The organism is Pseudomonas sp. C321, assembly GCF_055407105.1.
The window spans coordinates 1,111,369-1,124,628 of record NZ_JBUZRB010000001.1 but is presented as its reverse complement, the minus strand read 5'-3'; the positions used below and the strand labels follow the sequence as shown (position 1 = coordinate 1,124,628).

Sequence of the window (13,260 nt, the reverse complement as noted above, 5' to 3'; positions counted from 1 at the left end):
ATTTTTGGTAAACCTCACCAGCCTTCAAATCGTTCAGCCAGGCTTTCACCTGGCTGATAGGGGCATCAGCGGGAACTCCTCCGCATCGCCAGGCAGGGCGGCGAGCGTTAAGCCAACCCCCTACCAAATGTGCCGCGCATGATACCCATATCCCCCTCAACTTCCCAGCTTCGCGTCCGTTTTAGAGCCTTTTTAGCTCAGTAAATGTTCATCCAGCGGCACCGGTGGCCTTCGATTATTGAGGGTGTACCACCAAAACACTCTCATAAAAAAGCCCCGATTAATCGGGGCTTTTTGGATTGCCTGGGCAATGAGTCGCGGGTATCAGCCTTTGTAGGCGGCTACCGACTTCATGATCTCGGCACGGGCGGCGTCTGCGTTACCCCAACCTTCGATCTTCACCCATTTGCCTTTTTCGAGGTCTTTGTAGTTCTCGAAGAAGTGCTTGATCTGTTCCAGCAGCAATGGCGGCAGGTCGGTGTATTCCTTCACGTCGACATACAGCTGGGACAGTTTGTCGTGTGGCACTGCGATGACTTTGGCATCGCCGCCGCCGTCGTCGGTCATGTGCAGGATGCCGACCGGGCGAGCGCGGATGACCGAGCCTGGGGTGACCGGGTAAGGGGTCACGACCAGCACGTCGAGGGGGTCACCGTCGTCAGCCAGGGTGTTGGGGATGAAACCGTAGTTGGCCGGGTAGAACATCGGGGTGGCCATGAAACGGTCAACGAACAGGCAGTCGCTGTCTTTGTCGATTTCGTATTTGATCGGCGCGTGGTTGGCCGGAATCTCGATGGCGACGTAGATGTCGTTCGGCAGGTCTTTGCCAGCCGGAATCTTGCTGTAGCTCATTGGGCGTTGCCCCCGTAGTTGGCCAAGAAACTTGGCCGGATTGGCCTAAAAGTGGCGGCGATTATAGGCATATTCCGAGGCCGATGCCACGCGCCAGACGTCGTACGGTACTTAGCCTTCAGTCTGATAGCGCGGGTCGCTGGCTTGTAGTTGTGTAAGGCGCGTCAGTGGATCTTGGCGGTAAAAGTGGCTCAGTTGCTCGTAGACCTGTGGGTAACTGCTGATCAGCAAATCCGGGGCGCTGAAAAAATACTCGCTGGTGACAGCAAAAAACTCTGCCGGGTTTTCGGCGGCGTAGGGGTCGATGGCGGTTTCGGCATCGGGGTTGTGGTCGAGTTGGCGGTTGAGGTCGTCGAAGGCGCTTTGCATCACATTCGCCCATTCCTGTACGCGCATGTCGCTGTGCAGCGGCGGCAGGCCGTTGGCGTCGCCGTTGAGCATGTCGAGTTTGTGGGCCAGTTCGTGGATCACTAGGTTGTAGCCTTCCCAGTTGCCGCTGGCCAGCACGCCGGGCCAGGCGAGAATCACCGGGCCTTGCTGCCAGGCTTCGCCGCTGTGTTCGCCATCCCACTCGTGCTCGACACCGCTGGCGTCGCGATGGCGCTGCGGGCTGACAAAGTCGTCGGGGTACAGGACGATTTCGTGGAAACCCTGATACCACTCCAAATCACCCAGGTGCATCAACGGCAGTTGCGCCTGGGCGGCGAGCAGCAGGCGTTGTTCCTGGTGCAGTTCCACGCCGGGCAGGGCGGTGAGGTGTTTTTGCGCGAGAAACATCACGCAGGCTTCACGCAGCCACTGGTCTTGTTCGGCGCTGATGCCGTCGAGAAAGGTCAGGTGATGGCGCACCCGCTGCCAGGTGTCATCGGCAACGGGATACTTGGCCAGGATGCGCCGGCGACGCCAGGCGCTGAGGGACCACATCGCCGGTCAGTGCGGTTTGGCTTCGGACGAGGTGCGGCCAAAGCGGCTACGGAACACGCCAATGATCATCGGCACCAGGGACAGAAGGATGATAAACACCACCAGCAGCGACAGGTTTTTCTTGATGAACGGTACGTTACCGAAGTAGTAGCCCAGGGTGACGAGGCCGCCAACCCACAGGATGGTGCCGAAAACACTGAAACCGAAGAAGCGTGGGTACGGCATCTTGGCGATGCCAGCGACGAACGGCGCGAAGGTCCGCAGAATCGGCAGGAAGCGCGCCAGGGTCACGGTTTTGCCACCGTGCTTGTCGTAGAAGTCGTGGGTTTTCTGCAGGTAGTCGCGGCGGAAGATTTTCGAGTTGGGGTTGCTGAACAAACGCTCCCCAGCCGTTCGTCCGATCACGTAGTTGGTGCTGTCGCCGAGGATTGCCGCCAGCATCAACAGGCCGCCCAGCAGGACCGGGTCCATGCCGCCGCCCGCGGCTACGGCGCCGGCGATGAACAGCAGCGAGTCACCCGGCAGGAACGGCATGACCACCAGCCCGGTTTCGCAAAAGATCACTAGAAACAGGATGGCGTAGATCCACGGCCCGTAGTTGGTTACCAGCAGGTCGAGATACACGTCGAGATGCAGGATAAGGTCGAGCGGGTTGAAATCCATGGATGGCACCTGTGTGAATGACCCGACTCAGCGGGGCGTGCGAAGGCTTCGGGTAATAAGGCTACAAGGTTGTGGCGATTTTCTTACGACCCGAAACGTCGGCATTATACGGACTGAGTGGTGAAAAGCGTGTTGGTTTTGTAGCGGGGGATGTCGCAGAGGGTAGCTGGGCAGGTTATGGGGCTGCTGCGCAGCCCAGCGGGAGAAAATCTCCCTTGCCATAGGTTTGTGCTGCCTTTAGCGGGGCTATTCGTCGCTGATCGGCAACACGTAGTTCTTGAACTCCGTATCTTCACGAAACCCGATCGACTCATAGGTCTTTTGAGCCACTTTATTGTCGCTGCTGGTGGACACCCGCAAGCGTACGGCGTGAGTTTCCTTGGCCATTTTCTTCGCCGTTCGCATCAGGTTATCGGCCACCAACTGGCGCCGGGCATCTTCGGCAACGTAGATATCGTTGAGAATCCACACGCGCTTGAGGGACAGCGACGAAAAGCTCGGATACAGCTGGCAAAAGCCAAGCAGTTTGTCGTCGTCGTCATCCGGCAGGGCCAGGTAGATCACCGATTCCTTGCGCCGCAGACGCTTCTCCAGGAAGGCCCGGGATGAATCAGGAAAGGGCAGCGCGCCATAAAATTCGCGGTATTTGACGAATAACGGGGTCAGCAGGTCCAGGTGTTCCAGGGTCGCTTGAGTAATCCGCATGCTAGGCCTCAACTTCCAAATAGGGGACGACGACGCGAGCGGCCGTGGTTTGATGCTGCCTAAAGTCGGAAAAAATCGCAATCGTGCAGAATCAATCCTCCGGCGGGCTGAGCAGAAAGTTGCGCTTCATCATCGCAGGATCGTCTGATTCCAGTGTCTGAACCTGGGCTTCATCCTTGAGGTTGACCCCCGACAGTTGCCGGCGACAGGCTTCGCGCATCAAGTACAGCAGGCGGTGAGCCGCCATGCCGTAGCTCAAGCCCTCCAGGCGAACATTGGAAATACAGTTTCGGTATGCATCGGTCAGGCCGACCTTGGGGTTGTAGGTGAAATACAGCCCGAGGCTGTCCGGTGAACTGAGCCCCGGCCGTTCGCCGATCAGGATCACCACCATTTTTGCGCCCAGCAATTGGCCTATTTCGTCGGCCACCGCCACACGGCCCTGTTCCACCAGAATCACCGGCGACAGCGACCAGCCTTCTGCGTGAGTCTGCTCTTCCATTCGTGTCAGAAACGGCAACGTATGTTTATGCACCGCCAGCGCCGACAGGCCATCGGCCACCACCACTGCCAAGTCGACGCCGCCTGGGTTGGCCTCGGCGTAGTCCCGCAGGATCTGCGCCGACTCATCACTCAGGCGCCGTCCCTGATCCGGGCGTTGCAGGTAGCTGTGGCGGTCGATAGCAGCGCTGTGCAGCAATAGGCTGTCGCGGCCGCGTTCGGCCATTTGACTGCTCAAGCCTGCGTGATCGAACGGTAGGTGCACCGCGTCCCGGGCCTGGGCGTGGGCGAACTGAAAGTCCAGTTGTGCGCCCGTGGGAATGCTGGTGCCGGTGCGGCCCAGGGCAATCCGCGCCGGGGTCAGACGGCGCAGTTCCAGCCAGGGATTATCCACAGGCTCGGTGCTGATCTCAGGGGTATCGATATGCACTGGAGGTTCCTTCATCCCAATTGCGCCAAGGCTTGGCGGAAGGCTGGCGGCAGGCTGTTGCCAAAACGCACTTTGCCATCGGCTTGCGTGAAGATACCCATTTTCGCCAGCCACTGTTCAAACTCCGGCGCTGGTTTTAAACCCAATGTTTGTCGGGCGTACAGCGCATCGTGGAACGAGGTGGTCTGGTAGTTGAGCATGATGTCGTCGGAGCCGGGGATGCCCATGATGAAGTTAATTCCGGCCACGCCCAGCAGGGTCAGCAGGGTGTCCATATCGTCCTGGTCGGCTTCGGCGTGGTTGGTGTAGCAGATATCGCAACCCATCGGCACCCCCAGCAGCTTGCCGCAGAAGTGATCTTCCAGGCCAGCGCGGATGATCTGCTTGCCGTTGTACAGGTACTCCGGGCCGATAAAACCGACCACGGTGTTCACCAGGAACGGCTTGAAGTGCCGCGCCACAGCATAGGCGCGGGTTTCGCAGGTTTGCTGGTCAATACCAAAATGCGCATTGGCCGACAGGGCGCTGCCCTGGCCGGTCTCGAAGTACATCAGGTTCTGCCCCAGGGTGCCGCGATTCAGGCTCAAGCCCGCGTCGTAACCTTCCTGCAGCACATTTAGATTGATGCCGAAACTGGCGTTGGCCGCTTCGGTGCCGGCAATCGATTGGAACACCAGGTCCAGCGGCACGCCCCGGTTGATAGCCTCGATGGATGTGGTGACGTGGGTTAACACACAGGCTTGGGTGGGAATTTCATAGCGCTGGATGATCGCGTCGAGCATTTCCAGCATGGCGCAGATCGAGGCGATGCTGTCGGTGGCCGGGTTGATGCCGATCATCGCGTCGCCGTTGCCATAGAGCAGTCCATCGAGAATGCTCGCGGCGATGCCCGCCGGTTCATCGGTAGGGTGGTTGGGTTGCAGGCGCGTGGACAGGCGCCCACGCAGGCCCATGGTGCCGCGAAATTGGGTAATGACGCGGATCTTCTGCGCCACCAACACCAGGTCCTGCACGCGCATGATCTTCGACACGGCGGCGGCCATTTCCGGTGTCAGCCCCGGCGCCAGGGCTCGTAGGCTGTGCTCGTCGGCCGCGTCGCTGAGCAGCCAGTCCCGCAGGCCGCCGACGGTCAGGTGGCTGACCACGGCAAACGCCTGTTTGTCGTGGGTGTCGATGATCAGTCGGGTGACTTCGTCGCTTTCATAAGGGATCAACACTTCTTCAAGGAAGTGCTTCAGGGGAATATTGGCCAAGGCCATTTGCGCCGCGACCCGTTCGCCGTCGTTCTGTGCCGCAACACCGGCGAGGAAATCTCCGGAGCGCGCCGGGCTGGCCTTGGCCATCACGTCTTTGAGGCTGTCGAAGCGGTAGGTCAGTGCGCCGACCGAATGGGAAAAGCTTGCCATACAGACTCTCCATGACGACGCGGGTGTTGGCCCGCGCCGTGGTTTACGGCGTTAGTGCAAGGCAGCTTCTGCGGCTTGAATGGCCGCAAACTCTTCTTCCGGCGTGCCTGCTACCAAGTGATGCCGACTGTAGAAAGCAAAGTAAGCAATTAATACTCCATAGATGATCGCAGCGCCAATCACCACCCGCGGATCTACCAGAAAGCCCGCCACGACAGCGATGCAGGCGAGTACCAGGGCAAGGCCTGAGGTGAAGATGCCGCCCGGTGTGCGGTACGGACGGTCCATTTTGGGGCGGCGGATACGCAGGGTGATGTGCGCGGCCATCATCAGCACGTAGGAAATGGTCGCGCCGAACACCGCCACCAGGATCAGCAAGTCACCCTGGCCGGTCAGTGACAGTCCAAAACCGATGATGCCGGGGATGATCAGCGCCAGGACTGGCGCCTTGCTTTTGTTGGTCTGGGACAGTTTGCGCGGCAGGTAGCCGGCGCGGGACAGGGCGAAGATCTGCCGCGAGTAGGCGTAGATGATCGAGAAGAAGCTGGCGATCAGCCCAGCCAGACCCACCAGATTGACGAAACTGCCCATCCAAGTCGAGCCGCCGTAGGCCAGGGCCAGGGATTCGACCAGCGGGTTGCCGGATTTGACCAGCGCCAGGGTGCCAGCACCGCCCGGTGCAATCACCAGGATCAGCAGGGCGAAGCTGGTGAGCACCACAATGGAGCCAATCAGCCCACGGGGCAGGTCGCGTTTCGGGTTTTTGGTTTCTTCGGCGGCCAGTGGCACGCCTTCGACGGCGAGGAAGAACCAGATCGCGTAAGGAATCGCTGCCCACACGCCGACATAACCAAACGGCAGGAAGCTGCTGGCGCCTTTGGCTTCAGTTACCGGAATGTCCAGCAGGTTGGCAACATCGAAGTGCGGCACCATCGCCACCAGGAACACGCCCAACGCAATGGCGGCGACGGCAGTGATGACGAACATCAACTTCAGCGCTTCACCAACACCAAAGATGTGGATGCCGATGAAGATGATGTAGAACGCCAGATAAATCATCCAGCCGCCAATGCCGAACAGCGACTCACAATAGGCGCCGATAAACACTGCGATGGCGGCCGGAGCGATGGCGTACTCGATCAGGATCGCCGTGCCGGTGAGGAATCCGCCCCAGGGGCCAAATGCGCTGCGGGCAAAGCCGTAGCCGCCGCCGGCGGTCGGAATCATGGAGGACAGTTCGGCCAGGGAAAAACACATGCACAAGTACATGGTGGCCATCAGTAGTGTGGCGAGGAACATCCCGCCCCAGCCGCCTTGGGCCAGGCCGAAGTTCCAGCCGGCGTAGTCGCCGGAGATCACGTAGGCAACGCCGAGGCCGACCAAAAGCACCCAGCCGGCGGCGCCTTTTTTCAGTTCACGTTGCTGGAAGTATTCGGAGCCGACCTTTTCGAAGTCGACGGAGGAGCCGGATGTGCCGCTAGGTTCGCTAGGCATGATGAAGCACCTTCTATTCTTATTGTTTTGTCCCGGCTTTCTTGAGCCGGATGGGGTAGCAGCTACTTGCGAAGATCAAATGTGGGCTTGCCTGCGATAGCGGCAGTTCAGCAAACATCATTTGTTAAATGACACGCCGCCATCGCGGGCAAGCCCGGCTCCCACACTTGATGGCGTTTCAAATATGGGAGTGGGTTGCCCGCACAGAAGTGCTTAGAAGAAGCCCAACGGATTAATGTCGTAGCTCACCAACAGGTTTTTGGTCTGCTGATAGTGATCCAACATCATCTTGTGAGTTTCACGGCCCACACCGGACTTCTTGTAACCGCCAAACGCAGCATGCGCCGGGTACAGGTGATAGCAGTTGGTCCAGACACGACCAGCCTTGATCGCCCGACCCATGCGGTAAGCGCGGTTGATATCGCGGGTCCACAAACCAGCGCCCAGGCCATACTCGGTGTCGTTGGCAATCGCCAGCGCTTCGGCTTCATCCTTGAAGGTGGTGATGCTCACCACCGGGCCAAAGATTTCTTCCTGGAACACCCGCATCTTGTTGTTGCCCTTGAGCAGGGTTGGCTGGATGTAATAGCCGGTGGCCAAATCGCCGGTCAACTTCTCAACCTTGCCGCCGGTCAGTAGCTCGGCGCCTTCAGCCTTGGCGATTTCCAGGTAGGAAAGAATCTTGTCGAATTGTTGCTCGGAAGCCTGGGCGCCGACCATGGTGTCGGTGTCCAGCGGGTCGCCGCGCTTGATCTGCTCGACCTTTTTCATCACCACTTTCATGAAATCGTCGTAGATCGACTCTTCCACTAATGCACGGGATGGGCAGGTGCAGACTTCGCCCTGGTTGAAGAACGCCAGCACCAGGCCTTCGGCGGCCTTCTCGATGAACTGCGGTTCGGCTTTCATGATGTCGGCGAAGAAGATGTTCGGCGATTTGCCGCCCAGCTCAACGGTGGAGGGAATGATGTTCTCGGCGGCCGCATGCATGATGTGCGAGCCCACTGGCGTTGAGCCGGTAAAGGCGATCTTGGCGATGCGCTTGCTGGTGGCCAGGGCTTCGCCGGCTTCTTTGCCGAAGCCATGCACCACGTTCAGCACGCCTGGCGGCAGCAGGTCGCCGATCAGTTCCATCAGCACGTTGATGCCCAGCGGGGTTTGCTCGGCGGGCTTGAGCACCACGCAGTTACCGGCGGCCAGGGCCGGCGCGAGTTTCCAGGCAGCCATCAGCAGCGGGAAGTTCCACGGGATGATCTGCCCGACCACGCCCAGCGGTTCGTAGAAGTGATAGGCGGCGGTGTGTTCGTTGATTTCGGCGCTGCTGCCTTCCTGGGCGCGGATGCAACCGGCGAAGTAACGGAAGTGGTCAGCGGCCAGGGGGATGTCGGCGTTGAGGGTTTCGCGAACTGCTTTGCCGTTGTCCCAGGTTTCGGTGATGGCCAGCAGTTCCAGATTCTGTTCAATGCGGTCGGCGATTTTCAGCAGCACCAGCGAGCGGTCCTGGGCCGAGGTCTTGCCCCAGGCGTCAGCGGCGGCGTGGGCGGCGTCCAGGGCCTTGTCGATGTCTTCGGCAGTAGAGCGTGGGAATTCGGCGATGGGCTTGCCGTTTACTGGCGAGGTATTGGTGAAGTAGTTGCCTTTGACCGGCGCAACAAACTCGCCACCGATAAAGTTGCCGTACTTGGCCTTGAACGAAACGATAGCGCCTTCAGTACCGGGGTGTGCGTAACGCATGGTGGGTATCTCCTGGCTTTTATGTTTATTTGGAGTGCAGCACATTGCATGCATAGGCAGCTGCGCTTGTATAAGCGTAGAGCAAAGGTCGGGCCAGTGCCTTGCAGGCTAGGTAAATCAAGGGCTTGCGATTTTTTACAGGCGTTCGTTGTGACAGGAGTGATACAGCCTTCGTGACAGTTTGTGCCATAAGCGATACGCCCTGTGACCCACGGGTCGAACCGCGATTGCAATGAGCAAGAGCCTGGAGGATGCTGGGCGTCCCGGTCCGCGGTGTGTCTCACGCAGCAGGAGAATAATAAGAACATGCACAACAATGATTTCAGTCGCCATGCCCAGCAAGTGCTGACCGTAACCCGTGGCCAAGACCCACAGCACGGTCCGGGCAGCGATCCGTCTATTGCCCGCTCCTGGCTGCGTTGCCTGGAGGATTATCACCTCGACCCCGCGCTGACCATCGCCCCCACGGTGCTGGAACATGGTCGCCTGCTGGAAAGTCGTGAGCGCCTGCAACAGGTGTTGCGCATCGCCGGCAATGAAATGAACAGCCTGCACCAGCAACTTTCCGGCGCGGGCCACGCGGTGCTGCTGACCGATGCGCGTGGGGTGATCCTCAACTGCGTCACCGCCCCCAGCGAACGCAAGATTTTCGAGCGCGCCGGGCTGTGGCTTGGCGCCGACTGGAGCGAGGCCTGCGAAGGCACCAACGGTATTGGCACCTGCCTGGTGGAGCGCCAGGCACTGACCATTCATCGCGATGAACACTTCCGTGGCCGCCATACCGGCCTGACCTGCTCCGCCAGCCCGGTGTTCGATCCCCATGGCGAGCTGCTGGCGGTGCTCGATGTGTCCTCGGCACGGGAAGCGGTCTCGCGCCAGAGCCAGTTCCACACCATGGCCCTGGTCAACCTCTCGGCGAAGATGATCGAGAGCTGCTACTTCCTGCGTTATTTTGAGAGTCACTGGCTGCTGCGCTTCCACTTGCAGGCCGAGTCCGTGGGCCTGTTCAGCGAAGGCTTGCTGGCGTTTGATGGCGAAGGGCGGATTTGCGCCCTCAACCAGAGCGCGCTGAACCTGCTGGGCGAAGCCCGTGGGCGTTTGCTGGGGCTGCCGGTGGAGATGTTTTTCGATTGTTCCCTGGATGAACTACTCGGTCGTGCCAGCGTCCATGCCAGCGCCAGTTGGCCCCTGCGCACCCGCGATGGGCGCAATGTATTCGCGGTATTACGCGGCCAGCCCCGTAGTGTGCCGAGCCCGGTGGTACAAGCGCCGCCGCAGGTGGAGCGGCCGCGCCTGCCGAGTATTTGCCTGGGAGATGCGGCGCTGCAAAGCGATTTTCGCAAGGCACTGCGAGTGTTCGAGCGTGACGTGCCGCTGCTGATCAACGGCGAAACCGGCTCCGGTAAGGAGGCCTTCGCCAAGGCCGTGCACCACGCCAGTCAACGGGCAGAAAAGTCCTTCGTCGCCCTCAACTGTGCGGCGATCCCGGAAAGCCTGATCGAAAGTGAACTGTTCGGCTATCGCGGCGGCAGTTTCACCGGCTCGCGCAAGGAAGGCATGCGCGGCAAGTTGCAACAGGCCGACGGCGGCACCTTGTTCCTCGACGAAATTGGCGACATGCCCCTGGCGTTGCAAACCCGGCTATTAAGGGTGCTGGAGGATCGTCTGGTGGTGCCTATCGGTGGCGAACCACAAGCGGTGAACGTGCGCATCATCAGCGCCACCCACCGTAACCTGCTGGAGCGGGTGCAGGACGGCAGCTTCCGCGAAGATCTGTACTACCGGCTCAACGGCCTGGAAATCTCCTTGCCGCCATTGCGTGAGCGTAGCGACAAGTCGCAGTTGCTGGACTTCCTGCTGGCGCAAGAGGCGGGCGATCAGCCGGTGCTGCTCGATGGTGCGGCACGCCAGGCGCTGCTGGCGTTCGCTTGGCCAGGCAACGTGCGGCAGCTGCGCACAGTGTTGCGCACGTTGGCGGCGTTGTGTGACGAAGGGCGGGTCGGCTTTGAGGACTTGCCGGCGATAATTCGCCAGGCTCGAGCGCAGCCGGTCGCAGTGGATGAGCCTACGGACTCACCCCTGGACGATGCCGAGCGCCTGGCGTTGCTCAACGCCCTGGAGCAACAACGCTGGCACATGACCCATACCGCCGGGCAGTTGGGCGTCAGCCGTAATACGCTTTACAGAAAGCTGCGTAAGCATGGCATCGCCCGTTGAGATCCTGCAGCTAAAGAGTGCGATTTCTCCCACCCTGCGCTAACCTGCCTCGATGTTTTACGAGGTCGACTATGCACATTCATATTCTCGGTATTTGCGGCACGTTCATGGGCTCGATGGCGGTTTTGGCCAAAGAGTTGGGCCATCATGTCACCGGCTCTGATGCCAACGTTTATCCGCCCATGAGCACGCAACTGCAGGCCCAGGGCATTGAGTTGACCCAAGGCTACGACCCGGCGCAATTCGACCCGGTCCCGGACCTGGTGGTGATTGGCAACGCCATGTCCCGTGGCAACCCGGCGGTCGAATACGTGCTGAACAAAGGCCTGCCCTATGTCTCCGGTCCGCAATGGCTGTCGGACCATGTGCTGCAAGGCCGTTGGGTGCTGGCCGTCGCCGGCACCCATGGCAAAACCACCACCAGCAGCATGCTGGCCTGGGTCCTGGAGCATGCCGGCATGAGCCCGGGCTTCCTGATCGGCGGTGTGCCGCAGAACTTCTCGGTGTCGGCGCGTCTGGGTGACACGCCATTCTTCGTCATCGAAGCCGACGAATACGACAGCGCCTTCTTCGACAAACGCTCCAAGTTTGTTCACTACCGCCCGCGCACGGCGATCCTGAACAACCTGGAGTTTGATCATGCTGATATCTTCCCTGATCTGCCAGCCATCGAGCGGCAGTTTCACCATCTGGTGCGCACCATCCCCAGCGAAGGCCTGGTGATCCACCCGACCACCGAGCCTGCCTTGCAGCGAGTGATCGAGATGGGCTGCTGGACCCCGGTGCAAACCACCGGTGCCGGCGGGCAGTGGCAGGTCAAGTTGCTGAGCCAGGACGGTTCCAGGTTCGAGGTGTTGTTCGAAGGCGTCGCCCAAGGCGTGGTCGACTGGGATATGACCGGCCAGCACAACGTTGCCAATGCCCTGGTTACCCTGGCCGCCGCCCGTCATGTCGGCGTGGCCCCGTCCATGGGCATCGCCGCGTTGAGCGCGTTCAAGAGCGTTAAGCGGCGCATGGAAAAGGTTGCTGAAGTGAATGGGATTACCATCTACGACGACTTTGCCCACCACCCGACGGCGATTGCCACCACCCTCGACGGTTTGCGCAAGCGCGTGGGTGATGCACCGATAATCGCCATCATCGAGCCACGCTCCAACTCCATGAAACTCGGCGCCCATCGCGATGGCTTGCCGCAAAGCGTGGTCGATGCCGACCAGGTGGTGTGGTATGCGCCGGCCAACCTCGGCTGGGATCTGGCGGCTGTCGCGAACCTGTGCACGGTGCCGTCGATTGTCAGCGATTCCCTGGAAGGCATCATCGAACGCGTGAAAAGCCAGGCCAAGCCCGGTACCCATGTGGTGATCATGAGCAACGGCGGCTTCGGCGGTCTGCACGGCAAACTGGCCGAGGCACTGCAATGAGCGGGCCGGAGCGTGTCACCCTGGCGATGACCGGCGCGTCTGGCGCACCTTATGGCCTGCGCCTGCTGGATTGCCTGGTACGCGAAGACCGCGAGGTGCACTTTCTGATCTCCAAGGCCGCGCAGTTGGTGATGGCGACCGAGACTGATGTCACGCTGCCACCCAAGGTGCAGATGATGCAGGCCTTCCTCACCGAATACACCGGAGCGGCGGCGGGGCAGATCAAGGTTTATGGCAAGGAAGACTGGATGTCGCCGGTGGCCTCTGGTTCCGGCGCGCCGGCGGCGATGGTGGTGGTGCCGTGTTCCACCGGAACCTTGTCGGCGATTGCCACGGGCGCTTGCAACAACCTGATTGAGCGGGCGGCAGACGTGACCTTGAAGGAGCGTCGCCAGTTGATTCTGGTGCCGCGCGAGGCGCCGTATTCGAGTATCCATCTGGAGCACATGCTCAAGCTGTCGAACATGGGTGTGACCATCCTGCCGGCGTCCCCAGGTTTTTATCATCAGCCGCAAACCATCGATGACCTGGTGGACTTTGTGGTGGCGAGGATTCTCAACCTGCTGAACATTCCTCAGGACATGTTGCCGCGTTGGGGCGAGCATCATTTGAGCAGTGATGAATAAAGCGCTGCTGGTATTGCTGGCGCTACAGCTGACCGGTTGCGCCACTGTGCGCACCCTGGATGCGGCGAAACCGGGTGCGCCGGTGGTATATGCCGGCACGCGCCTGGACCTGTATGCGATGCAGGGCGGCTGTTGTGCAATGGACCGTTTCGGCGCCGAAGCCCCAAGCTACCCCGGCGTAGACCTGCCGGCCAGCGCCTTGCTCGATACGCTGCTATTGCCGCTGTCGGCGTTGACGGTGCTGGGAGTAGGGTTTAACGCGACGGGCGGGCTCTAATAACCTGTGA

At 60.4% G+C, this 13,260-nt stretch carries 12 protein-coding genes; 4 read left to right on the top strand and 8 right to left on the bottom strand.

Annotated elements, in window-relative coordinates; genetic code table 11:
* Positions 1 to 324 precede the first annotated feature (324 nt).
* The 8 genes from ppa to exaC all read right to left on the bottom strand — a co-directional run bounded on the left by ppa (position 325) and on the right by exaC (position 8,709).
* Entirely contained in the window at positions 325 to 852 is a 528-nt protein-coding gene (gene ppa / locus ACZRJ6_RS05330; RefSeq protein WP_048724712.1) for an inorganic diphosphatase, read from the bottom strand.
* A gap of 111 nt (positions 853 to 963) precedes the next feature.
* Positions 964 to 1,776: a M90 family metallopeptidase gene (locus ACZRJ6_RS05325; RefSeq protein ID WP_463967350.1), complete on the bottom strand. Its 813-nt coding sequence runs from the start codon at positions 1,774 to 1,776 to the stop codon at positions 964 to 966.
* 6 nt (positions 1,777 to 1,782) lie between these two features.
* Positions 1,783 to 2,439: a DedA family protein gene (locus tag ACZRJ6_RS05320; RefSeq protein ID WP_463967349.1), complete on the bottom strand. Its 657-nt coding sequence runs from the start codon at positions 2,437 to 2,439 to the stop codon at positions 1,783 to 1,785.
* A gap of 246 nt (positions 2,440 to 2,685) precedes the next feature.
* Positions 2,686 to 3,144 (bottom strand): GNAT family N-acetyltransferase, encoded by a 459-nt coding sequence (locus ACZRJ6_RS05315; RefSeq protein WP_463967348.1) that lies wholly within the window; start codon positions 3,142 to 3,144, stop codon positions 2,686 to 2,688.
* 91 nt (positions 3,145 to 3,235) lie between these two features.
* Entirely contained in the window at positions 3,236 to 4,090 is an 855-nt protein-coding gene (eutC, locus tag ACZRJ6_RS05310; protein WP_463967347.1) for an ethanolamine ammonia-lyase subunit EutC, read from the bottom strand.
* Positions 4,087 to 5,481: an ethanolamine ammonia-lyase subunit EutB gene (locus tag ACZRJ6_RS05305; protein WP_463967346.1), complete on the bottom strand. Its 1,395-nt coding sequence runs from the start codon at positions 5,479 to 5,481 to the stop codon at positions 4,087 to 4,089. Before ACZRJ6_RS05305 ends, eutC begins: the two co-directional genes overlap by 4 nt.
* A 51-nt stretch (positions 5,482 to 5,532) precedes the next feature.
* Entirely contained in the window at positions 5,533 to 6,975 is a 1,443-nt protein-coding gene (eat, locus tag ACZRJ6_RS05300) for an ethanolamine permease (protein ID WP_463967345.1), read from the bottom strand.
* 213 nt (positions 6,976 to 7,188) lie between these two features.
* Positions 7,189 to 8,709, bottom strand: a complete 1,521-nt coding sequence (gene exaC / locus ACZRJ6_RS05295) for an acetaldehyde dehydrogenase ExaC (RefSeq protein ID WP_463967344.1) — start codon at positions 8,707 to 8,709, stop codon at positions 7,189 to 7,191.
* A gap of 306 nt (positions 8,710 to 9,015) precedes the next feature.
* Between exaC and ACZRJ6_RS05290 the strand changes: the two genes are divergently transcribed.
* The 4 genes from ACZRJ6_RS05290 (at position 9,016) to ACZRJ6_RS05275 (ending at position 13,250) form a co-directional block, all read left to right on the top strand.
* Positions 9,016 to 10,926 carry a sigma-54-dependent Fis family transcriptional regulator gene (locus tag ACZRJ6_RS05290; protein WP_463967343.1) on the top strand — a complete coding sequence of 637 codons (1,911 nt, stop codon included), beginning with the start codon at positions 9,016 to 9,018 and terminating at the stop codon, positions 10,924 to 10,926.
* A gap of 71 nt (positions 10,927 to 10,997) precedes the next feature.
* The gene (gene mpl / locus ACZRJ6_RS05285; RefSeq protein ID WP_463967342.1) at positions 10,998 to 12,347 is read left to right on the top strand and encodes a UDP-N-acetylmuramate:L-alanyl-gamma-D-glutamyl-meso-diaminopimelate ligase; all 1,350 of its coding nucleotides are present in this window, start codon (positions 10,998 to 11,000) and stop codon (positions 12,345 to 12,347) included.
* The gene (ubiX, locus tag ACZRJ6_RS05280) at positions 12,344 to 12,973 is read left to right on the top strand and encodes a flavin prenyltransferase UbiX (protein WP_149413579.1); all 630 of its coding nucleotides are present in this window, start codon (positions 12,344 to 12,346) and stop codon (positions 12,971 to 12,973) included. The genes mpl and ubiX overlap by 4 nt, the downstream gene beginning before the upstream one ends.
* On the top strand, positions 12,966 to 13,250 hold the full coding sequence (locus ACZRJ6_RS05275) for a YceK/YidQ family lipoprotein (protein ID WP_463967341.1): 285 nt from the start codon (positions 12,966 to 12,968) through the stop codon (positions 13,248 to 13,250). The genes ubiX and ACZRJ6_RS05275 overlap by 8 nt, the downstream gene beginning before the upstream one ends.
* Positions 13,251 to 13,260: the final 10 nt, after the last annotated feature.